23 protein-coding genes and 1 riboswitch are annotated in these 23989 nt (G+C 73.3%); of the genes, 11 read left to right on the top strand and 12 right to left on the bottom strand.

Translation table 11 applies throughout. The features are described 5' to 3' along the window. The first annotated feature begins 1 nt into the window (after nucleotide 1). Nucleotides 2–1225 carry a helix-turn-helix domain-containing protein gene (locus V7S47_RS00935; RefSeq protein WP_336559862.1) on the top strand — a complete coding sequence of 408 codons (1224 nt, stop codon included), beginning with the start codon at nucleotides 2–4 and terminating at the stop codon, nucleotides 1223–1225. Here V7S47_RS00935 and V7S47_RS00930 read toward each other — a convergent pair. Next, nucleotides 1200–1475: a MoaD/ThiS family protein gene (locus tag V7S47_RS00930; RefSeq protein WP_336559861.1), complete on the bottom strand. Its 276-nt coding sequence runs from the start codon at nucleotides 1473–1475 to the stop codon at nucleotides 1200–1202. The genes V7S47_RS00935 and V7S47_RS00930 overlap by 26 nt on opposite strands. A 75-nt stretch (nucleotides 1476–1550) precedes the next feature. After that, nucleotides 1551–2816 (bottom strand): threonine synthase, encoded by a 1266-nt coding sequence (thrC, locus tag V7S47_RS00925; RefSeq protein WP_090849540.1) that lies wholly within the window; start codon nucleotides 2814–2816, stop codon nucleotides 1551–1553. Nucleotides 2817–2825: 9 nt separating this feature from the next. Then, nucleotides 2826–2968: riboswitch (SAM riboswitch) on the bottom strand. Between the two features lie 163 nt (nucleotides 2969–3131). On the opposite strand from thrC, the gene V7S47_RS00920 reads away from it, so the two are divergent. Both V7S47_RS00920 and V7S47_RS00915 read left to right on the top strand, forming a co-directional pair. After that, a complete protein-coding gene (locus V7S47_RS00920; protein ID WP_336559860.1) occupies nucleotides 3132–3947 on the top strand; it encodes a hypothetical protein in 816 nt (271 codons plus the stop codon). Beyond that, on the top strand, nucleotides 3944–5332 hold the full coding sequence (locus V7S47_RS00915; RefSeq protein WP_336559859.1) for a hypothetical protein: 1389 nt from the start codon (nucleotides 3944–3946) through the stop codon (nucleotides 5330–5332). Before V7S47_RS00920 ends, V7S47_RS00915 begins: the two co-directional genes overlap by 4 nt. 6 nt (nucleotides 5333–5338) lie before the next feature. Here V7S47_RS00915 and V7S47_RS00910 read toward each other — a convergent pair whose 3' ends face one another. Together V7S47_RS00910 and pseB are read right to left on the bottom strand one after the other, a co-directional pair. Then, on the bottom strand, nucleotides 5339–6463 hold the full coding sequence (locus tag V7S47_RS00910; protein WP_336559858.1) for a DegT/DnrJ/EryC1/StrS family aminotransferase: 1125 nt from the start codon (nucleotides 6461–6463) through the stop codon (nucleotides 5339–5341). A gap of 28 nt (nucleotides 6464–6491) precedes the next feature. Next, complete coding sequence (gene pseB / locus V7S47_RS00905; RefSeq protein WP_336559857.1) at nucleotides 6492–7472, bottom strand: UDP-N-acetylglucosamine 4,6-dehydratase (inverting); 981 nt, start codon at nucleotides 7470–7472, stop codon at nucleotides 6492–6494. A gap of 60 nt (nucleotides 7473–7532) precedes the next feature. Between pseB and V7S47_RS00900 the strand changes: the two genes are divergently transcribed. After that, the gene (locus tag V7S47_RS00900; protein ID WP_336559856.1) at nucleotides 7533–8555 is read left to right on the top strand and encodes a PseG/SpsG family protein; all 1023 of its coding nucleotides are present in this window, start codon (nucleotides 7533–7535) and stop codon (nucleotides 8553–8555) included. On the opposite strand, the gene V7S47_RS00895 is transcribed toward V7S47_RS00900, so the two are convergent. From V7S47_RS00895 to V7S47_RS00865, 7 genes are all read right to left on the bottom strand, one after another. Beyond that, nucleotides 8548–9603: an N-acetylneuraminate synthase family protein gene (locus V7S47_RS00895; protein WP_336559855.1), complete on the bottom strand. Its 1056-nt coding sequence runs from the start codon at nucleotides 9601–9603 to the stop codon at nucleotides 8548–8550. The genes V7S47_RS00900 and V7S47_RS00895 overlap by 8 nt on opposite strands. 73 nt (nucleotides 9604–9676) lie before the next feature. After that, a complete protein-coding gene (locus tag V7S47_RS00890) occupies nucleotides 9677–10150 on the bottom strand; it encodes a GNAT family N-acetyltransferase (RefSeq protein WP_336559854.1) in 474 nt (157 codons plus the stop codon). After that, nucleotides 10147–10848, bottom strand: a complete 702-nt coding sequence (pseF, locus tag V7S47_RS00885; protein ID WP_336559853.1) for a pseudaminic acid cytidylyltransferase — start codon at nucleotides 10846–10848, stop codon at nucleotides 10147–10149. The genes V7S47_RS00890 and pseF overlap by 4 nt, the downstream gene beginning before the upstream one ends. Before the next feature lie 54 nt (nucleotides 10849–10902). Continuing rightward, nucleotides 10903–13227 carry an endopeptidase La gene (gene lon / locus V7S47_RS00880; RefSeq protein ID WP_336559852.1) on the bottom strand — a complete coding sequence of 775 codons (2325 nt, stop codon included), beginning with the start codon at nucleotides 13225–13227 and terminating at the stop codon, nucleotides 10903–10905. Between the two features lie 338 nt (nucleotides 13228–13565). Beyond that, entirely contained in the window at nucleotides 13566–14411 is an 846-nt protein-coding gene (gene otsB, locus V7S47_RS00875; RefSeq protein WP_336559851.1) for a trehalose-phosphatase, read from the bottom strand. 83 nt (nucleotides 14412–14494) lie between these two features. Further along, on the bottom strand, nucleotides 14495–14947 hold the full coding sequence (locus tag V7S47_RS00870; protein WP_336560427.1) for a LytR C-terminal domain-containing protein: 453 nt from the start codon (nucleotides 14945–14947) through the stop codon (nucleotides 14495–14497). 47 nt (nucleotides 14948–14994) lie between these two features. Further along, the gene (locus V7S47_RS00865; RefSeq protein ID WP_090849518.1) at nucleotides 14995–15294 is read right to left on the bottom strand and encodes a DUF3263 domain-containing protein; all 300 of its coding nucleotides are present in this window, start codon (nucleotides 15292–15294) and stop codon (nucleotides 14995–14997) included. A gap of 112 nt (nucleotides 15295–15406) precedes the next feature. Between V7S47_RS00865 and V7S47_RS00860 the strand changes: the two genes are divergently transcribed. Then, the gene (locus V7S47_RS00860; RefSeq protein WP_336559850.1) at nucleotides 15407–16417 is read left to right on the top strand and encodes a Gfo/Idh/MocA family protein; all 1011 of its coding nucleotides are present in this window, start codon (nucleotides 15407–15409) and stop codon (nucleotides 16415–16417) included. Here V7S47_RS00860 and V7S47_RS00855 read toward each other — a convergent pair. Next, complete coding sequence (locus V7S47_RS00855) at nucleotides 16399–17052, bottom strand: sensor domain-containing protein (protein WP_336559849.1); 654 nt, start codon at nucleotides 17050–17052, stop codon at nucleotides 16399–16401. The genes V7S47_RS00860 and V7S47_RS00855 overlap by 19 nt on opposite strands. 115 nt (nucleotides 17053–17167) lie before the next feature. Between V7S47_RS00855 and V7S47_RS00850 the strand changes: the two genes are divergently transcribed. From V7S47_RS00850 to V7S47_RS00825, 6 genes are all read left to right on the top strand, one after another. Then, nucleotides 17168–18595: an alpha,alpha-trehalose-phosphate synthase (UDP-forming) gene (locus tag V7S47_RS00850; protein ID WP_090849512.1), complete on the top strand. Its 1428-nt coding sequence runs from the start codon at nucleotides 17168–17170 to the stop codon at nucleotides 18593–18595. Beyond that, nucleotides 18595–19002, top strand: a complete 408-nt coding sequence (locus V7S47_RS00845) for a GNAT family N-acetyltransferase (RefSeq protein WP_336559848.1) — start codon at nucleotides 18595–18597, stop codon at nucleotides 19000–19002. The genes V7S47_RS00850 and V7S47_RS00845 overlap by 1 nt, the downstream gene beginning before the upstream one ends. Nucleotides 19003–19011: 9 nt before the next feature. Beyond that, nucleotides 19012–20244 carry an alpha/beta fold hydrolase gene (locus tag V7S47_RS00840; RefSeq protein WP_336559847.1) on the top strand — a complete coding sequence of 411 codons (1233 nt, stop codon included), beginning with the start codon at nucleotides 19012–19014 and terminating at the stop codon, nucleotides 20242–20244. 76 nt (nucleotides 20245–20320) lie between these two features. After that, entirely contained in the window at nucleotides 20321–21058 is a 738-nt protein-coding gene (locus V7S47_RS00835; protein ID WP_336559846.1) for a D-Ala-D-Ala carboxypeptidase family metallohydrolase, read from the top strand. Between the two features lie 61 nt (nucleotides 21059–21119). Continuing rightward, nucleotides 21120–22430 (top strand): MFS transporter, encoded by a 1311-nt coding sequence (locus V7S47_RS00830; protein ID WP_336559845.1) that lies wholly within the window; start codon nucleotides 21120–21122, stop codon nucleotides 22428–22430. Then, nucleotides 22430–23875: a pyridoxal phosphate-dependent decarboxylase family protein gene (locus V7S47_RS00825; protein WP_336559844.1), complete on the top strand. Its 1446-nt coding sequence runs from the start codon at nucleotides 22430–22432 to the stop codon at nucleotides 23873–23875. Before V7S47_RS00830 ends, V7S47_RS00825 begins: the two co-directional genes overlap by 1 nt. Nucleotides 23876–23989: the final 114 nt, after the last annotated feature.

The raw sequence follows: 23989 nt of genomic DNA, 5'->3' as shown, positions 1-23989 counted from the left end.
GGTGCTCACCCACGAGGCGACGTACGGCGGCCGACCACTGCTCCCGCCCGACCTGGTCGGCGAGCTCGGCCGTCGAGCACCGGCCCTGACCGAGCTGGTCGCCGACCGCGTCCGCACCGACGTCCCCGACCTCGCGGGCCCGCGTACCGACCGGCGGCACCGACGGCTCGCAGGCGCCGCGACCGTCGCGACGCACCACTTCCTCGAGCTCGCCCGCGGCCGGGCCCGCTCACCGTTGCCGGTCTACCAGCTCTTCCGCCAGGTCGGGTACGGCGAGGCCGTCGAGGGCCACGGGCTCGGTCCGGTGCGGGCCGCGCTCCGGATCGCCGCCCGCGAGGCCTGGGCGACGGTGCGGGAGTTCGCCTCCGAGCACACGCTCACGGCCGACGACCTCGGCCGCCTCGGTGACGCGCTGTTCGACCTGCTCGTCCACGTCGACGAGCAGGTCGTCCACGGCCACGCGATGGCCGAGCACGCCCTCGACCGCGACGTCGGCCGGGCCCGGGCCCGGCTGCTGGACGCCCTCCTGGGCGGCACCGATCGACCTCGGCTCGACGCCGAGGCGGCGCGGGCCGAGTGGCCGGTCCCCGCGAGCGCGGTGGTCCTCGCCGCCACCTTCCACGGCACCCTCCGCCTCGACGGGGTTCCCGACCAGGTCCTGGCCCGCACGACCTCCAGCCCGGCGGTCCTCGTGTGCGACGCCGCGCTTGCCGACCAGGTGGTCGGCCGGCTCCGCTCGGCCGCGCCCGACGTCCGCGTGGTGGTCGCCTGGCCGGTGCCCGCCGAGGAGGTGGGAGCGGCCCACGCCTGGTGCACGCGGGTCCTGGGCCTGGTCGACCAGGGCGTGATCGCGCCGGCGCCGGTCCTGTGGTGCCGCGACCACCGCACCCAGGTCTGGCTGCACGCCGACCCGGTGCTGCGGGCGTCGCTCCGCGACGAGCTTCTCCAGCCGCTGCTGGACGCCACGCCCCACGCGCGCGACATCCTGTCGGAGACCCTCCTCGCCTGGCTCGAGACGCGCGCGAGCGCCCCCGCGCTCGCGCACCGCCTGGGCGTGCATCCCCAGACGGTGCGCTACCGCTGGAAGCGGATCAACGAGCTCTTCGGGTCGGCGCTGCAGGACCCGGAGTTCCTGCTCCTGGCGACGATGCTGCTGAGGTCGAGTGTGCCGGGGACGAGCGTCCCCCGGCCGGACCCGCTCAGCCGCCCGCCACCGCCGGGATGACCGAGATCTGGGTGCCGTCCGGCGTCGGGGTGGCCAGGTTGTCGAGGAAGCGCACGTCCTCGTTGCCGACGTAGACGTTCACGAAGCGCCGCAGCTCGCCCGAGTCGTCGAGGATCCGCCCCTTGATCCCGGCGTACGACGCGTCGAGGTCCGCGATCACCTCGCCCAGGGTCGCGCCCGAGGCGGTGACCTCGGACTCGCCGCCTGTGTAGGTGCGCAGGATGGTCGGGATGCGGACGGAGACGCTCACGGTTCTTCTCTCCTCGTCGGTGTCGGGGGTCGGTGGTCGAGTGCCTCGCGAGGAACGAGCGAGGCGTATCGAGACTCAGGCCAGGCCGGTCGCCACGAAGGCGGCGTACGACGGCGCGATGGTCGCGATCGGGCCGACCGAGTCGGCGACCGCGTCGAGCGTCTTCAGCCCGTGACCGGTGTTGATGACGACGGTCTCCAGCGAGGTGTCCAGCTGACCGGACTCGACGAGCTTCTTCAGCACGCCCACGGTGGTGCCGCCGGCGGTCTCGGTGAAGATGCCCTCGGTGCGGGCCAGCAGCACGATCGCCTCGCGGACCTCGTCGTCGCTGATGTCCTCGACGGCTCCACCGGTCTCGCGGCAGATGTCGAGGACGTAGATCCCGTCGGCCGGGTTGCCGATGGCCAGGCTCTTGGCGATGGTGTCCGGCTTGACCGGACGGATCGCGTCGACGCCGGCCTTGTAGGCGACCGAGACGGGCGAGCAGCCGGTGGCCTGGGCGCCGTACACCTTGTAGGGCTTGTCCTCGACCAGGCCGAGCTTGATCAGCTCCTGGAAGGCCTTGTGCACCTTGGTCAGCTGGGAGCCGGACGCGACCGGGATCACGATCTGGTCGGGCAGCCGCCAGCCGAGCTGCTCGGCGATCTCGTAGCCCAGGGTCTTGGAGCCCTCGGCGTAGTAGGGACGGACGTTGACGTTGACGAACGCCCACCCGTCCTCCTCGCCCGCGATCTCCGAGGCGAGCTTGTTGACGTCGTCGTAGTTGCCGTCGACCGCGACCAGGTTCTCGGTGTAGACCGCCGAGTTGACCTGCTTGGGCTTCTCCAGGTTGCTGGGGATGAAGACCACGGTCTTGATCCCGGCCCGGGCACCGGCCGCGGCGACCGCGTTGGCCAGGTTGCCGGTCGAGGGGCAGGCGAAGACCTTCGCGTCGAGCTCGCGGGCCGCGCTCAGGGCGCAGGCGACGACACGGTCCTTGAAGGAGTTGGTCGGGTTGGTGCTGTCGTCCTTGACCCACAGGTTGTCGATGCCGAGCGTGGCACCCAGGTTGTGGGCCTTCAGCAGCCGGGTGAAGCCGGGCTCCATGTTGGGGCTCTGCTCGATGTCGTCCGGCACGGGGAGCAGTGCCTTGTAGCGCCAGATGTTGCGGGGGCCGGCCTCGATCTCCTCGCGCGTCACCTGCGGGAAGTCGTAGGCGATCTCCAGGGGTCCGAAGCACTCCGGACACGCGTAGAACGGGCCGAGCTCGACCTGGTGCCCGCACTCGCGGCAGGAGAGGGCGGTGGCGTTGCCGAACGCGCCCTCACGCAGGGTCTTCTTCTCGGTGACAACAGCGCTCATGAGTCCTCCTCCTCATCTTCCCCGGTGCGACCGTCGCAGTCCGGGCGGAATTGGCACCGTCTCCACGTCCGATCCCGAAGTCCGGGAGGCGGAGGCTCGTGGCGGTTGCCGGGACTTCACTGGGCCGTTCCCTCAGTCCCTCTTGATGAGCTGAGACAGACTGTACGGCGCCCGTCTCACCATGTGCACATCGGTTCCGGGATGTGGGACATGAGGGATGGGGCTGCTCCGACCCACGGCGGTCGCCGGGTCGGGGCCCGCGCCAGGCATAATCGCGCTGCCCGCCGCTCGGTGGGACGCGACGGAAGGATGCTCGTGCCGCCAGTCCCCTCGGCCCCGCCGGCGCGACCGGAGCCGCTGGCCCTGCTCGCCGAGACGATCGTCGAGCAGCTGGCCCGGCGCCACCGCTCCCCGGAGGGCGGGACGACCGTGGTCCGGGGCGACGCCGGCGACGACTGGCGCGCCGCCGTACGCACGCAGGACGCTCCCGGTCGGCGGGTCCTCCTGCTGCTCGCGGGTGACCAGGTCCCCGGTGACCTCGCGACGCACGCGGCCGGGGCCGGGTTGGCGCTCTCGCGCGCAGTGCCGTACGGCGTGCTGCTGGGCGGTGGGGACTCCGTGCTGGCCCCGCTCGACCGGACCCACCGCTGGCGGCGCGTGCTGTCGTGGCTGCCGTACGACCCGCGGCTCCTCGACCTCGCCGTCACCCTCGACGGCGTGCTCGGCGCGGCCCTCCCCGACGCGACCGCGCCGCGCCGCCTCGTGATCCTGGACCCGGTCGGCACGCCCGCGCCCGACGTACCCGAGGGCCCCGGCCCGGCCGACCTCGACCCGCTGCTGACGACGAGCCGGACCCGCTACCTCTGCTTCGCGGTCGTCGCCCAGCTCGCGCAGCGGCTGCCGTCGCTCGAGATCGCGTCCGTCCTGCCCCCGCAGCGCGCCGAGGAGTACGACGCCTGGCAGGCGGCGCACGCGGTGGACGACCAGGTCACCCGGATCCTGGGCGCCTGGTCGACGGGGTGCGCACGCCGGATGCGGCACGGCGCCGACGTCACGCTGGCCTCCGACTACCCGCTGGCCCGGCAGCTCATCGAGCAGCACTACCGCGTCTTCGACGGCGGTCCGGCATGAGGCCCACCGCTCTCCTGAGCTACCTCTGGGACAAGCAGCAGCACGTCCTCGACAGCTACCTCGCCCAGGTGCGCGTGGACGTCGTCGTCACCCCGGCCGCGCTCGTCACCGACCACCTGCGCCGCATCGCCGCTGCGCACGGGTGCGAGGTGGTCACCGTCGAGAGCCTCCACCCGCCGCGTCGTCGGACGGCGGCACGCTCGGCACCCCTGCAGCGAGCGCTCCGACGACACCTGCGGACCGCCTCCTGGGCACCCGACGACCTCGACGCGGAGTCCGCCGCCCAGGTCGCCGGCCACCTCCGGACCCGGCTGGCCGTCGACGTCCCGATCGCCGTCGAGGTGCTCGACGCGCTCGCCCGCGTCGACGAGGCCTACGACGTCGTGCTGTTCGCGACGAGCGAGGACATCGTGCAGCGCTCGAAGGTCGCGACCGCCTGGGCCGGTGCCCACGGCATCCCGACGGTGCACCTGGCCCACGCGATCGCCCTGGTCGACCCCTACACCGTCCACGCCCACCTGCTGGCCGACACCCTCGTCGTCTACGGCGAGCGCGGCGCCGAGGGCTATCTCGACCTCGGGATCGCCCGCGAGCGGATCGAGGTCACCGGCAACCCGTCCTGGGACGTCTACGCGTCGCTGCGTCACGAGCGAGACCGGCTCCGCCGGGACCTGCTCGCCGAGCACGACCTCGACCCCGACGCGCCGATCGTCGTGTTCGGCACCACCTGGTCGGCCCACCTGACGGCGCAGGAGACCGGCGCGGCGCACGCCCGGACCCTCAGCGCCTTCGTCGCGGCCTGCGTGGAGCTGGAGCGCTCGGGCGTGCGAGTGAACGCGGTCGTCAAGGACCGGCCCAACAACGTCGCCGCCGGCCGGGACCTGCTCCACCGCCTGGTGTCCGAGCACGGGCCGACCACCCAGCGGTTCGCCTACGCCACCGACGACCCGGAGCCGTGGGTCGCCGGCTCGGACGTCCTGGTCGCCGTCGACTCCAACCTGCTGGTGGAGGCGATGCTGGCCGGCACGCCCGCCGTCAACCTCGTCGGCGTGGCGCTGCGCCCGATCCCGCCCGCCTTCGACGGCGAGAGCGGGGTCGTCGAGGCGGAGCCGGACGAGCTGGCCGCCGAGCTGCGGGCCATCCTCGTGGACCCGGCGGTCCGCTCGGAGCTGGCGGCCCGCACCGAGCTCCGGCTGTCGCACTACCACCACGGTGGGATCGACGGACGGTCCACCGAGCGGGTCGCCGCCCTGCTCGTCCGGCTGACCCGCCGGCCGTCCCGGCTGCGCGAGCTGCGCCGGCGCCTCACCCGGCAGCGCGACCGGCTCCGGCGCCGCTGGCGGCGTGCCCGGCGCGCGGCCCGGCGGCGGGGCGGGCAGGCCTGAAGCCGCTCAGCGCAGCGCGGCGCGGAGGGCGTCGACGACGCGGTCGACGTCGTCGTCGGTGAGGTCCGGGAACAGCGGGAGCGAGAGCTCCTGCGCGTAGAAGGCCTCGGCGTTCGGGCACGCGCCCCGACGGTGACCCAGGTCCGCGTAGACCGGGTGCCAGTAGACGGGGATGTAGTTGACCTGGACGCCGATGCCCGCGGCCCGCATCCGGTCGTAGACCTCGCGCCGGCGGCCCTCCAGGACCCGGACCGGATAGAGGTGCCACACCGGGTCCGCCCCTGGACGGCGCCCGGGCAGCGCGAGGCCGGGTACGTCGGCGAGCCGCTCGTCGTACCGCGCCACGATCTCCGCGCGGCGCCGCTTGAACGCCTCGAGCCGGGTCAGCTGCGACAGCCCGAGGGCGGACGCGACGTCGGTGAGCCGGTAGTTCACGCCCAGCTCGTGCACCTCCTGGTGCCACGGACCCTCGTCGGTCATCCGGAAGCGGGCCGGGTCGCGGACCAGCCCGATGAAGTGGAACTCGTGGGCGCGCTGGGCCAGGGCCGGGTCCCGGAACACGGCCGCGCCCCCCTCGCCGGTCGTCAGGTTCTTGGTCGGGAAGAACGAGAAGGTCGTCATGTCGGCGAGGTCGCCGACCGGCCGGCCGTCCAGCGTGGCCCCGATCGAGTGGGCGGCGTCGGCGAGGGTGAGGGCCCCGACCTCGTCGGCGAGCGGCTGGAGCCGGTCGTAGTCGGCGGGCTGACCCGCGTAGTCGACGGCGGTCACGACCTTGGTGCGCTCGCCCACGGCGTCGGCGACGGCGTCGGGGTCGATCAGGCCGGTCTCGGGGTCGATGTCGGCGAAGACCACGGAGGCACCGAGCAGGCTGGCGCCCGAGGCCGACGCGACGAAGGTCATCGGGGTGCACACCACCTCGTCGCCGGGCCCCACCCCGGCGGCGGCGTACGCCATGTGCAGCGCCGCCGTACCCGAGGTGCAGGAGACGGCGCGGTGCCCGCCCGCCAGCTCCCCGATCCGCCGCTCGAGCTCGGCGACGAGCGGACCCGTGGTCAGCCAGTCGCCCCGGAGAGCGGCGACGACCGCGTCGATGTCGGCGTCGGAGATGGACTGCCGACCGTACGGAAGCACGCTGCTCCTCCTCTCGTCCGCGCCCGCGTCAGGCGAGGATCGCGGCGATCTGGTCGCGGGTGTACCACTCGTCGTTGGTGTCGGAGCGGTAGGCGAACCCCGGACCGACGGGCGTCGTCCCCGACGGGGCCCGGTAGCCCCAGGTCGCGAGGTCCGGCTGGATGACGTAGTAGCGACCGTCCTCGAGGACCAGGGCGCGGCGGCCCTCCTCGGGACTGATCATCTCCTCGTGGAGCTTCTCCCCCGGGCGCAGCCCGACGTCGTGCATCTCCGCACCGGGCGCGATCGCCTGCGCAAGGTCCGTCACCTTCATCGAGGGGATGCGGGGCACGAGCAGCTCGCCGCCCTGCATGAGGTCGAAGGTGTCGACCACCATCCGCACCGCCTGCTCGAGGGTGATGAAGAAGCGGGTGCACCGCAGGTCGGTGATGGGCAGCGACCGCCCCTCGGCGGCCAGCCGCCGGAAGAAGGGGATGACCGAACCCCGGCTCCCCATGACGTTGCCGTACCGCACGACGGCGAACCTCGTGTCGTAGCCGGCGGCGTAGTGGTTGCCGGAGATGAACAGCTTGTCCGCGGTCAGCTTCGTCGCGCCGTAGAGGTTGATCGGGCTCGAGGCCTTGTCGGTCGAGAGGGCCACGACCTTCTGGACCCCGGTGTCGATCGCCGCCTCGATCACGTTCTGGCTGCCGAGCACGTTGGTCTTCACGAACTCGAACGGGTTGTACTCCGCCGTGTCGACCTGCTTGAGGGCGGCGGCGTGGACCACGTGGTCGACGCCGTGCATGGCCCGGGCGAGGCGGCGCTCGTCGCGGACGTCGCCGAGGAACCAGCGCAACCGGGGGTCGTCGCCGAACTGCTGACGCATCTCGTACTGCTTCAGCTCGTCGCGGGAGTAGATGACCAGACGGGCCGGGTCGAGGTGGTCGAGCGCGTATCGGGTGAAGGTCTTGCCGAAGGACCCGGTGCCGCCCGTGATCAGGAGGCTGGCGCGCTGGAGGACGGACACGAGCGCCTATCCTAGGCCCGTGCCACGCCCTGGGACCCCGGCGCCCCGACGATGACGACCGTGGCGTTCCTGTGCGACCTCGGCCCCGTCCGCGGCACCGGCCACGTCATGCGCTGCGTGGCGCTCGCCGAGGAGCTCGCCGCCCGCGGTGTCCGGTGCGAGGTCGTCGCCGACTTCGAGAGCGTCCCGTGGGCGGCCGACCAGGTGGCCGCGCGCGGCTTCGGCGTCCACCCGTCCGCGGGTCCCGTGACGGACGCGCTCCCGGTGCTGGAGGCACTCGGGGCGCACGCGACGGTGCTCGACTCGTACGTCGCCACCCCCGCGCTGAGCGCGCGACTGGGGGCCGGGGGCCGACCGGTCCTGGCCGTGGTCGACCGCGACGCGCGGGACCTGGTGGCCGACCTCTACCTCGACCAGAACCTGGGGGTCACGCCCGCGGACTACCCCCCGGGGCTGCCGGTGCTGACCGGCCCGCGCTACGCCCTCGTCCGCGACGAGGTGCTGCGCCTGCGACCCCCCGCCCCGCTCGCGGTACGGCGAGCGTCGCGCCCCCAGGTGCTCGCCTACTTCGGCGGCACCGACGCCTACGGGGCCGGGCCGGTGGTGGCGACGGCGCTGGCGCGGACCGGGGTGGCGATGGACGTCACCGTCGTCGTACCCCGGCCCGAGCTGCGCGACGCGGTCGCCGAGGCGCCGTGGACCAGCGGACAGCGGCTCACCGTGACCGGTCCGCCCCCGTCCCTGATGGCACTCGCCGTCCGCGCCGACCTGGTCGTGAGCGCGTCCGGGACGTCCCTGGTCGAGCTGGCCTGCCTGGGCTGCGCCTGCGCGCTGGTCTCGGTGGTCGACAACCAGGAGGAGGGCTACCGGCTGGCGACCAGCACCGGCCTGGCGGTCGGCATCGGCCGCCTCTCGGCCCTGCGCCGGGACACCGACGAGGCCGTCGCCGCCCTGCGCGGCGTGCTCGGCGACGACGCCCAGCAGCACCGACTGCGTCAGGCGGGCTGGGCCCTGGTCGACGGCCGGGGCCGGGGCCGGGCCGTCGACCGGCTGCTCGGGCTCCTCGAGTCCCGGGTCACTTGAACGAGTCCCACGTCAGGGGGGTGTTCGCGGGCAGGTCCTCGCTGAGCGCCATCCCGACGACGGCGTCGAGGTAGCGCGGCGCTAGGCCCGTGCCGGGCCGCACGATCTTCACGTCCTCGGCCGTCACCCGCTCCCCCGCGCTCATGGCGCGCGCGAGGATGAGCGAGCGGATCGCCGTACGACGCTCGGCGACCTCGCCGCCCACGACGTGCTTGCGCGCCGAGCCGGGCTTCCCGAGCGCGAGGTGCGCGTCGGCCAGGGCCCGGGTCAGCGCCCCGACCTCCGCGATCGGCAGGCTGAACCAGTGGTCCGGGCCGTCGTCGTCCTGGGAGGGGGTCACGTGCTTCTCGACGATGCCGGCGCCGAGGGCGACCGCCGCGATCGCGGCCGTCGACCCGAGGCTGTGGTCGGAGAGCCCGATGACGGCCTCGGGGTACATCTGCTGCAGCAGCGGGATCGCGCGCAGGTTCATCTCGTCGATCGGCGCGGGGTACTCGGCGACGCAGTGGAGCAGGCTGAGGCTCGCGACGCCCTCGCCGAGGAGGGTCTCGACAGCCTCGTCCGCCTCGCTCAGGGTGCACTTGCCCAGCGACAAGATCACCGGCTTGCCGGTCCGGGCGAGGTGCCGCAGGAACGGCAGGTGCCCGACGTCGGAGGCGGCCACCTTGTAGCCGGGCACCCCGACACTCTCCAAGTAGTCGACGCCGTCCTCGCTGAACGGCGTGGCGAACGAGACCATGCCCAGCTCCTCGCCGAGCGCCATCAGGTCGCGGACCGCCTCACGCGGGAGCGACAGCCGGTCGAACATCGGCCCGATCGGCTCGGTCCGCTGCCGTCCAGCCGGTCCCCAGGTCACGTCGCGGTCGTGGTCGGCGACGAGCTCGGCCGCCGTGTAGAGCTGGAACTTGATCGCCTCGGCGCCCTGCGCGGCCAGCGCCCGGACCATGGTCTCGGCCTTGACGACGTCGCCGTCGTGGTTGGCGCCGATCTCCGCGACCAGGAGCGGCGGGTGCGGCTCCCCGGCCGTCCGGTGACCCAGTGTGAACATGATCCGCCCTTCCGATCGAGTACGCCGCGTACAGCATGGCGCACCCCCACGCGCCCGCCTCGGGCAGGCTCGCTCAGACCGGGCGAGCGAGCGCGACGACCCCGTCGTCGCGGCCCAGCTCGTCGTACCCGAGGCCGGCGAAGAGCCGCAGCGAGGCCGCGTTCTCCTCGCGCACATGCGCCAGGAGGCGGATCACCTCGGGCCACGGGAGGGCACCGCGGACGAGCCGGAGCGCCTCGGCCCCGACCCCGCGTCCGCGCGCGTGCTCGGCCAGCCCGATCGACACCTCCGCGTCCACGCCGGAGCGGTCGAGCCGCACCTGGCCGACCGGGGTCCCGTCGAGCTCCACGACGAGCAGCCGACAGGTCTCGTCGGCGAGGCGCCGCTCGAGCCAGGAGCGGTGGGCAGCGGGTTCGATGACGTCCTGGGTCAGGGAGGCGGCGCGCGTGGACCGCTCGTTGCGCCAGGCCAGCAGCCGGTCCGCGTCGTCGAGGCGTGCCGGTCGCAGCCGGAGCCCGTGGGGGCCGTGGAGGCTGTCCGGGCTCACGGCTGGTCGCCGCCGGCCACGAGCGCGGCGTACATGAGCTCGGCCCGGGTCCAGTCCGCCGGGGTGTCGATGTCCTGCACGCGGTGGCGAGGCAGGCGCACCGGTCTCATGCCGGCCGGCCAGAGGCTCCGGGTGGCCCGCAGCACCGGCACCGGCGTCCAGTAGAACTGGCCGGCGTCGTGCAGCGCCTCCGGCAGGTCCTGCGACCGCGTGCCCGCGTGCTCCGGCCACAGCACCTGCAGCGCACCGTCCTCGGCCAGGCCGAACGCGCGGTGGACCGGGAAGTCGAACTCCGTGACGGACACCGCTCCCGGGTGCCCCTGGGCGAGCACCTCGAGACCGGCCACGAGGTCGGCCGCGCGGATGAACGGGGCGGTCGCGAAGAGGGTGCACACGTTGTCGTACGACGAGCCGGCCCGCTCCAGCTCGTCGACCGCGTGCAGGACCACGTCGACCATCGGGGTGACGGCGTCGGCGATCTCCCCCGGTCGCAGGAACGGGGTCCGGGCGCCCAGCGATCGAGCGACGTCCGCGATCTCCTCGTCGTCGGTGGTCACCACGACGTCGTCGAAGAGCTGCGAGGCGAGGGCCGCGTCGACGGCGTACGCGAGCACGGGACGGCCGGCGAACGGTCGGATGTTCTTGCGCGGGATGCGCTGGCTGCCACCCCGCGCCGGGATGACCGCCACGTTCCGCACGGCGTCATCCAAGCACATCGTCCGTCCGCCGGCCGCCGCCGTCGGCTCGCGTCCTCAGGCCGCCGCGTGGGCCTCCGCCCCGGCGGTCCCGGCCGGGGTCAGCGCCCCTCGCACGACGTCCAGCACGTCACCGACCACGTGCACGGTGACCGACTCCAGGACGTCCGCGGGGACGTCGTCGAGGTCGGGCTCGTTGCGCAGCGGCACGAACACCTCGGTGAGGCCGGCCCGCTGGGCGGCGAGCAGCTTCTGCTTCAGCCCGCCGATCGGGAGCACCCGGCCGTTGAGCGTGACCTCACCGGTCATGCCGACCTCGGAGCGCACCGGCCGGCCGGTCGCGAGCGAGGTCAGCGCGGTGACCATGGTGATGCCTGCGGACGGGCCGTCCTTCGGCGTGGCGCCCGCGGGCACGTGCACGTGGATCGCCTTCTCGAAGAACGCCGGGTCGACGCCGAGCACGTCGGCGTGGGCCCGCACGAAGGACAGCGCGATCTGGGCGGACTCCTTCATCACGTCGCCGAGCTGGCCGGTCAGGGTGAGACCGGACTTGCCGTCGCTGGCGCTCGCCTCGATGAACAGGACGTCGCCACCCAGGCCGGTCACGGCCAGGCCGGTCGCGACACCCGGGACCGAGGTCCGCTCGTGCGCCTCCGGCGTGAACCGTGGCCGCCCGATCAGCTCCTTGAGGTCCGGCTCGTCCACGTCGAGACGCTCGGCCCCCGTGGCCAGCTTGGTCGCCGCCTTCCGCAGCGCCTTGGCCAGCAGCCGCTCCATCTGCCGTACGCCGGCCTCGCGGGTGTAGTTGGCCGCCAGCTCGCGCAGCGCCGCATCGGTGATGGTGAACTCCTCGGGCGTCACCGCCGCCCGCTCCAGCTGCCGGGGCAGCAGGAAGTCACGGGCGATGGCGACCTTGTCGTCCTCGGTGTAGCCGTCGAGGGTGACCAGCTCCATCCGGTCCAGCAGCGCGCTGGGGATCTGCTCGACCACGTTGGCCGTGGCGATGAAGAGCACGTCGGACAGGTCCAGGTCGAGCTCGAGGTAGTGGTCGCGGAAGGTGTGGTTCTGCGCCGGGTCCAGCACCTCCAGCAGCGCTGCGGCCGGGTCGCCGCGGTAGTCGGCGCCGACCTTGTCGACCTCGTCGAGCAGCACGACCGGGTTCATCGAGCCGGCCTCCTTGATCGCCCGCACGATGCGTCCGGGCAGCGCGCCGACGTACGTCCGGCGGTGGCCGCGGACCTCGGCCTCGTCGCGCACGCCGCCGAGGGCGACGCGGACGAACTTGCGACCCAGGGCCCGGGCCACGGACTCGCCGAGCGAGGTCTTGCCGACTCCGGGAGGTCCGGCGAGCAGGATCACCGCGCCGGAGCCGCGGCCGCCCACGACCTGCAGGCCGCGCTCGGCGCGCCGGGAGCGGACGGCGAGGTACTCGACGATCCGGTCCTTGACCTCCTCCAGCCCGTGGTGGTCGGCGTCGAGGACCGCGCGGGCGGAGCCCACGTCGGTGGAGTCCTCGGTGGTGACGTGCCAGGGCAGGTCCAGGACGGTGTCCAGCCACGTCCGGATCCACCCGGTCTCGGGGCTCTGCTCGCTGGAGCGCTCGAGCTTGTCGACCTCCTTGAGCAGTGCGGTGCGCACGGCGTCGGGGACGTCGGCGGCCTCGACCCGGGCCCGGTAGTCCTCGGACCCCTCGGGCTCGCCCTCGCCGAGCTCCTTGCGGATGGCGGCGAGCTGCTGGCGCAGCAGGTACTCGCGCTGCGTCTTCTCCATGCCCTCGCGGACGTCGTTGCCGATCTTGTCGGTCAGCTCGGACTCGGCCAGGTGCTCGCGGGTCCACTCGACCAGGGTCTCCAGCCGCTGCTCGACGTCGGGCTGCTCCAGCAGCTCGCGCTTGCGCTCGATGGAGAGGTACGGCGCGTAGCCGGCCGCGTCCGCGATCTGCGCCGGGTCGGTCATGCCGTGCACCTGGTCGATGACCTGCCAGGCCTCCCGGCGCTGCAGGACCGCGACGACCAGCCGCTTGTACTCCTCGGCGAGCTCGTGGGCCCGCTCGGAGACGACCTCGTCGACGGGCTCGACCTCGACCCACAGGGCGGCACCGGGGCCGGTCACCCCGCTGCCGATCTCGGCGCGCTGCTCGGCCTTGAGCACCGCGGCGGGGGCGCCACCGGAGAAGCGACCGACCCGCTCGATGGTCGCGACCACGCCGTACGACGCGTAGCGGTCCTCGAGCCGGGGCGCGACGAGCACCCGCTCGTCGCCGCTGCTCTGGGCGGCGTCGATCGCGGCCCGAGCGGCCTCGTCGAGCTCGATGGGGACGACCATGCCGGGCAGCACGACCAGGTCGGTGACGAACAGGACGGGAAGACGCGTGACAGACATGCGTCCCTCACTTTCGGCGAAGTTGAGTAGTACCGGCTCAACTACCGGGCGGCCTCTCCTGTTCCGGAGAGTGCCTCCGTTCACCGTGGGCGAACAGGGGGTGTCGGGAAAGGCCGGGAACGTCCTAGTTCCCCGGTGAACCGGGGAACTAGGACCGAGGCGACGCCACGGCTGACTCCCGGCACGTCCCACCAGCACCACGGACCACCCTGGTTCGGACCTCCCGGCCTTTCCCTGACGTTCCCGGGCATCGCGTTGCCCGGGAACGTCCAGTTCTCCCTGAGGAGGACGCGGCAGCCGGGGTGGCCGATGCACCCGGCGGACCCCGCCGTACGACGTCAGGCCCGCAGGTCCCGCGCGTCCGCGGTCAGCTGCCGCAGCAGGTCGAGCACGCCCTCGGGGCCGTGGACGACGACGTCGGAGTGCTCGACGAGCGCGGACTGCTCGTCGGAGGCGGAGCAGACGAGCAGGGTGGGCATGCCGTCCTTGGCCATCTTGGCCACCGCGTCGAAGGCCTCGAGGTCGCCCAGGTCGTCGCCGGCGAAGAGGAAGCCGCCGGCGCCCACCTCGTCGGCCAGGGTGCGGACCGCCTGGCCCTTGTCCATGCCGGGGGCGCGGACCTCGATGACGTTGCGGCCGGGTTCGAGCACCAGGCCGTTGCGACCGGCCAGCTCACGCAGCAGCGGGAGCAGCCGGGCGTAGGCCGCGTCGCGGTCGGGCAGCCGGCGGGTGTGCACGGCGTGGGCCAGGCCCTTGTCCTCGACGAACGCGTCGGACGCCTCGGCGGTGCGCAGCGCCCGGGGCAGATCGCGCAGGAACGCCGCCAGCCCGACGGGCGGGCGCGGCGAGACGATCCGGCGGTGGGTCGAGCTCCACCGCTCGTTGCCGTACTGGCCGAAGAGGTAGAGCTCCTTGCCGGACCTCTCGATCGCGTCGCCGACCTCCTCCAGTCCGCCGAGGTCGAGCGCCTGGCGGGCCGGGCGCCCGGTGACCACGGCGACCGCGGCGACCTGCGCCGCGAGGTCGACCAGCACCTCGCTGGCGTCGGGGTGGATGTGCGCGGCGGCGGGGTCGTCGACGATGGGCGACAGGGTGCCGTCGAAGTCCAGCCCGACGACGGTCTCGGCCGCCGCCCGGACGAGGGCGGCCCAGCGCTGCTCCCCGACCGACGAGGTGAACTCCATGAGCCTCAGCCTGTCACGGACCGGGGCGACGTCGTACGACGTGGGTCACTCCCGAGACGAAGACCCGGTGACGAACGGGTGGCCTAATCCAGCTCGCCGGTGAGGACCAGGGTCAGCCGGTCCTCGCGCATCCCGCTGACGGCGGGCAGGGTGCGCTTCACCCCGAGGTCGCGGGCCAGCAGCTTGGCGGCCCGCTCGAGGCGCTGCGGGAAGTAGACCGTGGAGGTCGGGATGGTGCCGTACCAGTTGTCCGAGCCCACGACCGACCAGCCCACGGTGGTCGCGCGGTCGGCGACCCGACCGGCGAGCCCGCTGATGCCGGAGTTGTTGTAGACCTCGACGTAGACGTCGCCGCGCTTCACCGGGGGCTTGCGCGGCTTGGCGGGCGCGGAGGTCGTCGGCGCCGGGGCCGTCGGGCTGGGCGCGGCGCTGGAGGACGGCTCCGCGACCGGCGTGATCTCACGCTCGGTCGGCTCACCGCCGCGGGTGGCGACGAAGGCGATCGCCGCCATGGCGACGGCGATGATGCTGAGCATCACTACGGGAGAGGGGAAAAGCAGCCCGCGCTGGCGCATGCCGGGCCTCAGACCTCGAACCCGAGGCGGCGCGCCGAGCGCTGGCGCTGCCGGGCCGCGCGAAGCCGACGAAGCCGGCGGACCAGCAGCGGGTCGGCCTCGAGGGCCTCGGGACGGTCGATGAGGGCGTTGAGGACCTGGTAGTAGCGGGTGGAGCTCATGTCGAACTTCTCCCGGACCGCGGTCTCCTTGGCGCCGGCGTACTTCCACCACTGCCGCTCGAACTCGAGGATGTCGCGGTCGCGCTCGCTCAGGGTCGGCTCGACCTCGGCCTCGTCGGGGCCGTGGAGGGCGTTCGCGGCATCCATGCGATGTCTCCTGGGAGCGGTCGGGTGGGGGTGTCCACGCAGCACTGTACGCGGCGAACCACATCGATGTCATTCGCACCGCGGCGAGTCCCCCGATCGCTAGTCTCCAGCCATGGCCGACACGATTCGCTGGGGCATCCTGGCCACCGGCAAGATCGCCCGCTCCTTCGCCCGCGACCTGGCCCTGGTGCCCGACGCCGAGATCACCGCCGTCGGCTCACGCCGCATCGACGCCGCCCGCGCCTTCTCCGAGGAGCACACCCGAGGGTCGGCGACCGCCCACGGCTCCTACGAGGAGCTGGTCGCGGACCCGGCGGTCGACGTCGTCTACATCGCCACGCCGCACGCGCTGCACCTCGACAACGCCCGGCTGGCCTTCGAGGCCGGCAAGCACGTGCTGTGCGAGAAGCCGCTGACCCTGACGACGGCCGACGCCGAGGAGCTCTTCGCCCTGGCCCGCGAGCACGGCCGGTTCGCGATGGAGGCGATGTGGATGGCCTGCCACCCCGTCATCCGGGCCCTGGCCGAGCGGGTGCGGGCCGGAGACTTCGGCTCCCCGCGCTCGCTGCGGGCCGAGCTCGGCTTCCGGGTCGATGCCCCGCCGGAGGACCGGATGTTCGACCCCGCCCTCGGTGGCGGCGCCCTGCTCGACATGGGCATCTACCCGCTGACCTTCGCCCACCTGATGCTCGGGGAGGCCGAGCAGCTCACGGCCCAGGCCGACCTGACCCCGACCGGCATCGACCTCGACGTGGCGATCGCCGGCCGCTACCCCGGCGGCGCGGTCGCCGCGCTCACCGCCTCCATGACGTCGTGGTCCTCGCGCTCCGCGGCGATCGCGACCGACCGGGGCCGGGTCGAGGTGCCGTTCGGCTTCCACCACCCGCGCTACGCCACCTTCACCGAGCACAGCGCCCAGGGTCCGGCCCACCCCCAGCGGATCGAGGGGCTGGAGCCGGTGATCGGGCAGGGCTACGGCAACGAGATCGCCCACGTCGGCGACTGCCTGCGCCAGGGACTGCTGGAGAGCCCCTACGTCCCGCACGCCCAGACGCTGACCCTGATGCGGCAGCTCGACGGCCTGCGCGAGCAGGTCGGGATCCGCTACGCCGCCGACGCCTGAGCCGGCTGCGGGGCCGGGGCCCCCGCCCGGGCCCGGGTGCTGAGCAGTGCGGAGGCCAGCCCGGCGTGCACGGCCGCGCACCCGCGGACCACGAACGGCAGGGTCACGACCGCGGCCAGCCCGATCGCCAGCATCAGCAGGCTCTCCGCCTGCCGGCTGTCCCCCAGCCCGATCAGCTCGGCCAGCCCCTGGTCGTCGCCGTCGGGCAGCCAGCGCTGCCAGAACCAGTAGGTCAGGCCCATCCCGGCGCTGGCCCACCAGGTCACGGTGACCACGAAGACGACCGTCCCGGTCACGAAGGACAGCAGCGACCAGACGAGGTCCAGCCAGGACTGCGGGTCGCGCAGCGGCGTCGCCGTACGACGCAGCCAGCCGTCGCCCGGCCCCGCCGATCGGTACGACGCCCGCGGGACGTCGGCGTCGAGCAGCCGCTCCATCCGGACCCGCTCCAGCTGCGCCAGGCCGCGGGCGACGTGGAGCGTCGCGGCCAGCACGAACACGCCGACGACGGTGAACAGCAGGCCGACGCCCAGCGCGAGCCCGACCACCGCGAGCACGAAGCCCACGACGCCGAGCACGAACGCGGAGAGGACGTAGGCGGACTCGCGGAGGAGGCGGGTGAGGGGGTTGCTCATGACGTCCACGCTAGGGAGATCCGAGGGTGGGTACAGGGGCCCACGCCCACCATCCGGAGGTGGTGCCAGCACCACCTCCGGCGGGCCACGACTACCGAGTGACTAGGGTGACCGCGTGTCCAACAACCTGGTGATCGTCGCCAACCGACTGCCGGTCGACCGGGTCGCGCAGGCCGACGGGACGCCCGGCTGGCGGGTCTCCCCCGGCGGCCTGGTGACCGCCATCGAGCCGGTGATGCGCGCCAACGACGGCGTCTGGATCGGCTGGCCCGGTGGCACCGAGACCGACCTCCAGCCGTTCGAGCACGACGGCATGAGCCTGGTCCCGATGACCATGACGCAGGAGGACATCCAGGGCTTCTACGAGGGCTTCAGCAACGGGACCCTGTGGCCGCTCTACCACGACCTGGTCGCCAAGCCGGAGTTTCACCGGGAGTGGTGGGACTCCTACGTCGCGGTCAACCACCGCTTCGCCGAGAAGGCGGCCGAGCTGGCCGCCGAGGGCGCGACGGTGTGGGTGCACGACTACCAGCTGCAGCTGGTGCCGCAGATGCTCCGCGAGCTCCGCCCCGACCTCCGGATCGGCTTCTACCTCCACATCCCGTTCCCGCCGGCCGAGCTGTTCCAGCAGCTGCCGTGGCGCCGCCAGCTGCTCGAGGGCCTGCTCGGCGCCGACCTGGTGGGCTTCCAGCTCCCCGGCGCCGCGCAGAACTTCGTCCGCCTGGTCCGCCAGCGGGTCGGCCACAAGACCCACCGCGACCTGGTCTACCTGCCCGACGGCCGCACCGTGCAGGCCGCCGCCTTCCCGATCTCCATCGACGCCGCCGGCTTCGAGGAGCTGGCCCGCTCCGAGTCCGTCGGGAAGCGCGCCACCGAGATCCGCGAGGCGCTCGGCAACCCGCGCAAGGTGTTCCTCGGCATCGACCGGCTCGACTACACCAAGGGCATCTACGCCCGACTGCGCGCGTTCAGCGAGCTGATCGCCGACGGCCACCTCGACGTCGAGGACGCGGTCTTCGTCCAGGTGGCCGTGCCCTCGCGCGAGCAGGTCGAGCAGTACCGCATCCTGCGCGACGACATCGACCGCCTGGTCGGCCGGATCAACGGCGATCTGGGGCGGATCGGCCGGCCGGCCATCAGCTACCTGCACTCGTCGTACCCGCGCGAGGAGATGGCCGCGCTCTACCGGATGGCCGACATCCTCGCGGTCACGCCGTACCGCGACGGGATGAACCTGGTCGCCAAGGAGTACGTCGCCTGCAAGTACGACAACGAGGGCGCCCTGGTGCTCTCGGAGTTCGCGGGCGCCGCCGACGAGCTGCGACAGGCCTGGCTGGTGAACCCCTACGACATCAACGGCATGAAATCGGCGATGCTCGAGGCCTACCAGGCCGACGAGCGCGAGATCACCCGGCGGATGAAGGCGATGCGCAAGACCGTCACCCAGAACGACGTCGCGGCCTGGGCCGACAGCTTCATGAGCGAGCTGTCCGACGTACCGTCCTCGCACGGCAAGGCCGTGCGCCCCGCGAAGCGGTCCTGATGCTCGAGATCTCCACCGACGCGACGCGCCTCGACGTCGACACCGTCCACCGCTGGCTCTCGACCGACGCCTACTGGTCCCTGGGCCGGCCACGAGAGGTCGTCGAGACCTCGATCGCCAACTCCCTGTGCTTCGGGGCGTACGACGACGGTGAGCTGGTCGGGTTCGCGCGGCTGGTGACCGACCGGGCCACCTTCGCCTGGCTCTGCGACGTGTACGTCGTCGCCGAGCGCCGCGGCCAGGGCGTCGGCACCGCGATCATGGACGCCATCGATCACGAGCTGGTCGGGCGGCACATCAAGCGCGCCCTGCTGGTGACCACCTCCTCGCCGGGGCTCTACGAGCGCTACGGCTACCAGCCGGTCGACGGCGGCGGGACCGTGATGGGCCGCAGCTACCAGGAGTAGCGTCGGACCATGGACCTGATCCCCAAGCCCGACCAGGTCGTCTCGGCCGCGAGCAACGTCGCCCACCAGCTCTTCTACGGCGGTCTCGCCGACCTGCGGCCGATGGCCCGGACCCTGGTCGACGAGGGCCCACAGCGGCAGGTCTACCACTACCGCCCCTCCGCGACCGCCCGTCCGCAGGGCGACCCGGTGCTGCTGGTCACCCCGCTGGCCGCGCCCGCGATCTGCTTCGACCTGCGCCGGGGCTGCTCCCTGGTCGAGCACCTGGTGGAGCAGGGCCGTCCCACCTACCTCGTCGAGTACGGCGGCGTCGCGTTCCGCGACCGCAACCTCGGCATGGAGCACTGGGTCGACGAGGTGCTCCCCCGCGCGATCGAGGAGGCGTCCGCCCACGCGGGCGGCCGCCCGGTGCACGTGGTGGGGTGGAGCCTCGGCGGGATCTTCGCGCTGCTCACCGCGGCCGACCGGCCGGACCTGCCGATCGCCTCGCTGACCGCCGTCGGGTCCCCGACCGACGTCTCGCTGGTCCCCCTGGTCGCCCCGCTCCGGCCGCTGCTGGAGCTGACCGGCGGCCGCGGGCTGGTCACCCGGACCTACCGCGCCGTCGGGGCGGCCCCGGTCCCGCTGGTGCGGTGGGCCTTCCAGCTGTCGTCGTTCCAGAAGCTGGTCACCAAGCCGCTGGCCGTCGCGACCCACCTCGACGACGCCGACTTCCTCGCCCAGCTCGAGGCGGTCGACCGGTTCACCGACCAGATGTCGGCGTATCCCGGCCGCTCGTTCGGGCAGCTCTACCACCGGTTCATCAAGGGCAACGCGCTCGTCGGCGGCTCGATGGAGCTCGGAGGGCGGACGATCTCGCTGTCGGCGATCACGGCGCCGGTGCTGGTCCTGGCGGGCGCCACCGACGGGATCGCCCCGGTCGCGGCGGTGCGCGCGGTGCTGCCGCACCTCTCGAGGTCGCGGGAGCCCCGGTTCGAGATCGTCCCGGGCGGTCACCTCGGCATGCTCACCGGCCGCGCGGCCCGCACCAGCACCTGGGCGGTGCTCGACGAGTGGGTCGACGAGTGGTCCGGGGCGACCGTCGTACCGCCGACGAAGAAGGCCGCGACGAAGAAGGCCGCGCCGAAGAAGGCCGCGCCGCGCAAGCGGGCGACGGGCAAGAAGGCCGCGAGCAAGGAGGCGATCGGGGCCAACCCGACCCGCCGCTACGGGTCGGGCGGGTCGCGGGCGCTGTCGCGCTGAGGATCCTTCCGCTGTCGGGTGTCGGCGATCCGTGGCAGGGTCGAACGGGTTCTGACCCCTCTCGGAAGGTCCGACCATGTCCCTGCTCCGCCGCACCCTCGCCGCTCTCGCGCTGGTCGTCACCAGCCTCGTGGTGGTGGCCGCCCACCCACCGGCCGCGCACGCCGACGAGTGCTACTCGTGGTCCCGCAACCTCTCCTCCGGCGCGACCGGCGCCGACGTCACCGAACTCCAGGCCCGGGTCGCCGGCTGGGCCGGCTCCGGCGTGAACATGGGCATCGACGGCACCTTCGGCCCACAGACCGAGCAGGCGGTGCGCAACTTCCAGGCCGCCTACGGCCTGGGCGCCGACGGCGTGGCCGGTGCCGCGACGTACGCGAAGATCTACGAGCTCCAGGACGCCGACTGCTCGACCGCCCACTTCGACTGGGCCGAGGTCACCGGCGGCTGCGGCCAGGGCGGCTACTCGGGCGGCTCGGTGTCGGCGGCCCAGGTGCAGGAGAACCTGAAGCGCTCGATGTGGAAGGCCGAGGCGCTGCGTCAGCGGCTCGGCAACGTGCCGCTGACCGTCAACAGCGGCTTCCGCTCCCAGGCCTGCGACCGGCAGGTCGGCGGCAGCGGCACCGGCCAGCACACCTACGGGAACGCCCTCGACTTCGCGGCCGTGAGCGGCGGGTTCTGCCCGGTTGCCGAGCAGGCCACGCACGTCGGGTACGGCGGCATCTTCGGCCCGGGCTACCCCGACCACGACGACCACGTGCACGTCGACCTGCGGGGCGGTCGCAGCTGGAGCGCGCCGAACTGCGGCATCTGAGCGTCTCGACGGGCGGCGGTTTCCCCGGTTCACCGGGGAGACTGCCGCTAGCCTCCCGCAGGTGACCGACCACGCCCTGCCCCGCAGCGTCCGGATCGGCTACGGCTCGGGCTCCGTCGCGACGGGCGCCTTCGGCACCGTCCCGGGCCTGATGCTGCTGCCGTACCTCACCGACGAGGTCGGCATCGCCGCGATCGCCGCCGGCTTCATCGTGTTCCTGCCGAAGGCGTGGGACGTCGTCCTCAACCCGGTCGCCGGCCGGATCAGCGACCGCACCGTCGACCCGCGCGGGCCGCGCCGCCCGTGGCTGTTGCGGGCCGGCATCGCGCTCGCGGTCTGCTTCGCGCTCCTGTTCGCCGCGCCCGACATGGCCACCGGACTGGAGGCCGCCTGGGTGCTGGTGATGTTCCTGGCCTGCGCGTCGGCGTACGCGTTCTTCCAGGTGCCCTTCGTCTCGATGCCCGCCGAGATGACCCCGTCGTACGACGAGCGCACCCGGCTGATGACCTGGCGGGTGGCGATCCTGGCCTTCACGATCCTGCTCGCGGGCGCCACCGCGCCGATCATCCGCGACGAGGTCGGCGGGCGGGACGGCTACCGGCTGATGGGCGTCGCGATGGCGGTGATCATCCTGGTCGGCGTGCTGTCGGCCTACCGCGGCACCCGGGCCGCGCCGCTCGGCACCGTCCAGCCGGGCGCCGGGACGCTGCGCGACCAGCTGCGGATCGTGGCCGGCGCGCGGGACTTCCGGCTGCTGCTGGTGACCTTCGTCGTCCAGGCGCTGGCGGTCGGCTGCGTCCTCGCCGGGGTCGACTACCTCGCCGAGGACGTGCTCGACAGCAAGGGCGCCGTCACGGTGCTGTTCGCCGGTTTCGTGGGTCCGGCGCTGCTGCTGACCCCGATCTGGTCGGCCGTGGGCCAGCGGATCGGCAAGAAGCGCGGGTACGTCGCCTCCTCGCTCTTCCTCGCAGCCGGCGCCCTGGTCGCCGCGCTGGCCGACACGGCGCCGTTCGGCGTGCTGGTCGGCGCGGTCGTGCTGATGGGCGTCGGGTACGCCGGCTGCCAGGTCTTCCCGATGGCGATGATGCCGGACGCGGCGGCGGTGGACGCCCGCCGTACCGGCTCGCACCGGATCGGCGTCTACACGGGCGTGTGGACGGCCGGCGAGACCTTCGGACTGGCCCTCGGCCCCGCGGTCTTCGCGCTGGTGCTGCAGCTCGGCGGCTACCGCTCGGGGGCGGACGCCGTCCAGCCGGACTCCGCGGTCACCGCGATCGTGCTCGGCTTCGCCCTGCTGCCCGCGATCCTGATCCTGCTCAGCCTGTGGTGGCTGAGCCGCTACGCCCTCGACGCCTCGGAGGTGTCCGCCTGATGTCCGACGTCCTCGCCCGCCTGCGCGAGCTGCAGTCCGCCGACCTGCCGGTCCACGGCGGCCGCACCCTCGCCTACGTCTACGACTCCGGACTCGCCGAGGTCGACCGGGTCGGCCGCGAGGCGGTGGCGGCGTACGCCGGCTCCAACGGCCTCGACCCGACCGCGTTCCCGAGCCTGCTGCAGATGGAGAACGGCGTGGTCGGCTTCGCCGCCGACCTGCTCGACGCGCCGGCCTCGGCCGTCGGCACGATCACGTCCGGCGGCACCGAGTCGGTGCTGCTCGCGGTGCAGTCCGCGCGTGACAGCCGGCCCGACGTCGCCACGCCGAACATCGTGGTGCCGACCACCGTGCACGCCGCGTTCCACAAGGCCGCCCACTACTTCGGTGTCGAGATCCGCCAGGTCCCGGTCGGCGCCGACTTCCGCGCGGACCCGGCCGCGATGGCCGCGGCGACCGACGACTCGACCGTGCTGGTCGTGGTCAGCGCGCCGTCGTACGCGCACGGGGTCGTGGACCCGGTCGAGGCGATCGCCTCTGATGCCGCCGCGCGCGGGATCCGCTGCCACGTCGACGCGTGCATCGGCGGCTGGGTGCTGCCGTACGCCGCCCGCCTCGGCCGGCCGGTCCCGCCGTGGACCTTCGCGGTCGAGGGCGTCACGTCGATCTCGGTCGACCTGCACAAGTACGGCTACGCCCCCAAGGGCACCTCGGTGCTGCTGCACCGCACCCCGGCGCACCGGCGGCCGCAGTTCTTCGCGTCCGCGTCCTGGCCGGGCTACACGATGCTGAACTCGACGATGCAGTCGACGAAGTCCGGCGGCCCGCTCGCCGGCGCCTGGGCGGTGCTGGAGACGCTGGGCGACGAGGGCTACCTGCGGCTCTCGCGCGACGTCTTCGAGGCGGTCGACCGGATCGTCGCCGGGATCGCCGCGCCGCTGCGGGTCGTCGTACCGCCTGACTCGACGCTGGTCGCCCTGGCCACCGACGACTCGTGCGACCCCTTCACGATCTGCGACGAGATGGCGGCGCGCGGCTGGTACGTCCAGCCGCAGATGTCGTACGACGGCCACCCCGCCACCGTGCACCTCTCGGTCAGCGCCGCCACCCTCGCCTCGGTCGACGAGTTCCTGACCGCCCTCGGAGAGTCGGTCGCCGCCGCGGTCGCCGCGGGCCCGGTGGCGGTCGACCCGGGCGTCGCCGCCTTCATCGCCTCCCTCGACCCGGCCACGCTCTCCGACGACGACTTCGACGGCCTGCTCGCCACCTCCGGCCTGGTCGGCGAGTCCGACTCCGGCTCGCTGGAGCTGCCGGGTCGGATGGCCGAGGTGAACGCGATGCTCGACCTGGCCAGCCCGGCCATGCGCGAGGCCCTGCTGGTCGCGTTCCTCGACCGCCTGTCCCGGCCGGTGCGCGGGGCCGCGGGCGGACCGGCCGAGCGCTGACGCGGTGTTCGCAGCTGCTCCGCGGCGCTGCAGCACCGCACGAGAGCGGCGGACACGCGTTGCAGCGACGGCGTCGGGTACCGGTCGACCATGACCACCATCCCGACCGAGCCG

Origin of the sequence: Nocardioides sp. CCNWLW216, from assembly GCF_037120545.1 — a bacterium.
In the GTDB taxonomy this organism is placed as follows: Bacteria; Actinomycetota; Actinomycetes; order Propionibacteriales; family Nocardioidaceae; genus Nocardioides; species Nocardioides lianchengensis.
Note: the sequence above shows the minus strand (reverse complement) of the source record. Positions and strands in the feature narration are given on the sequence as shown.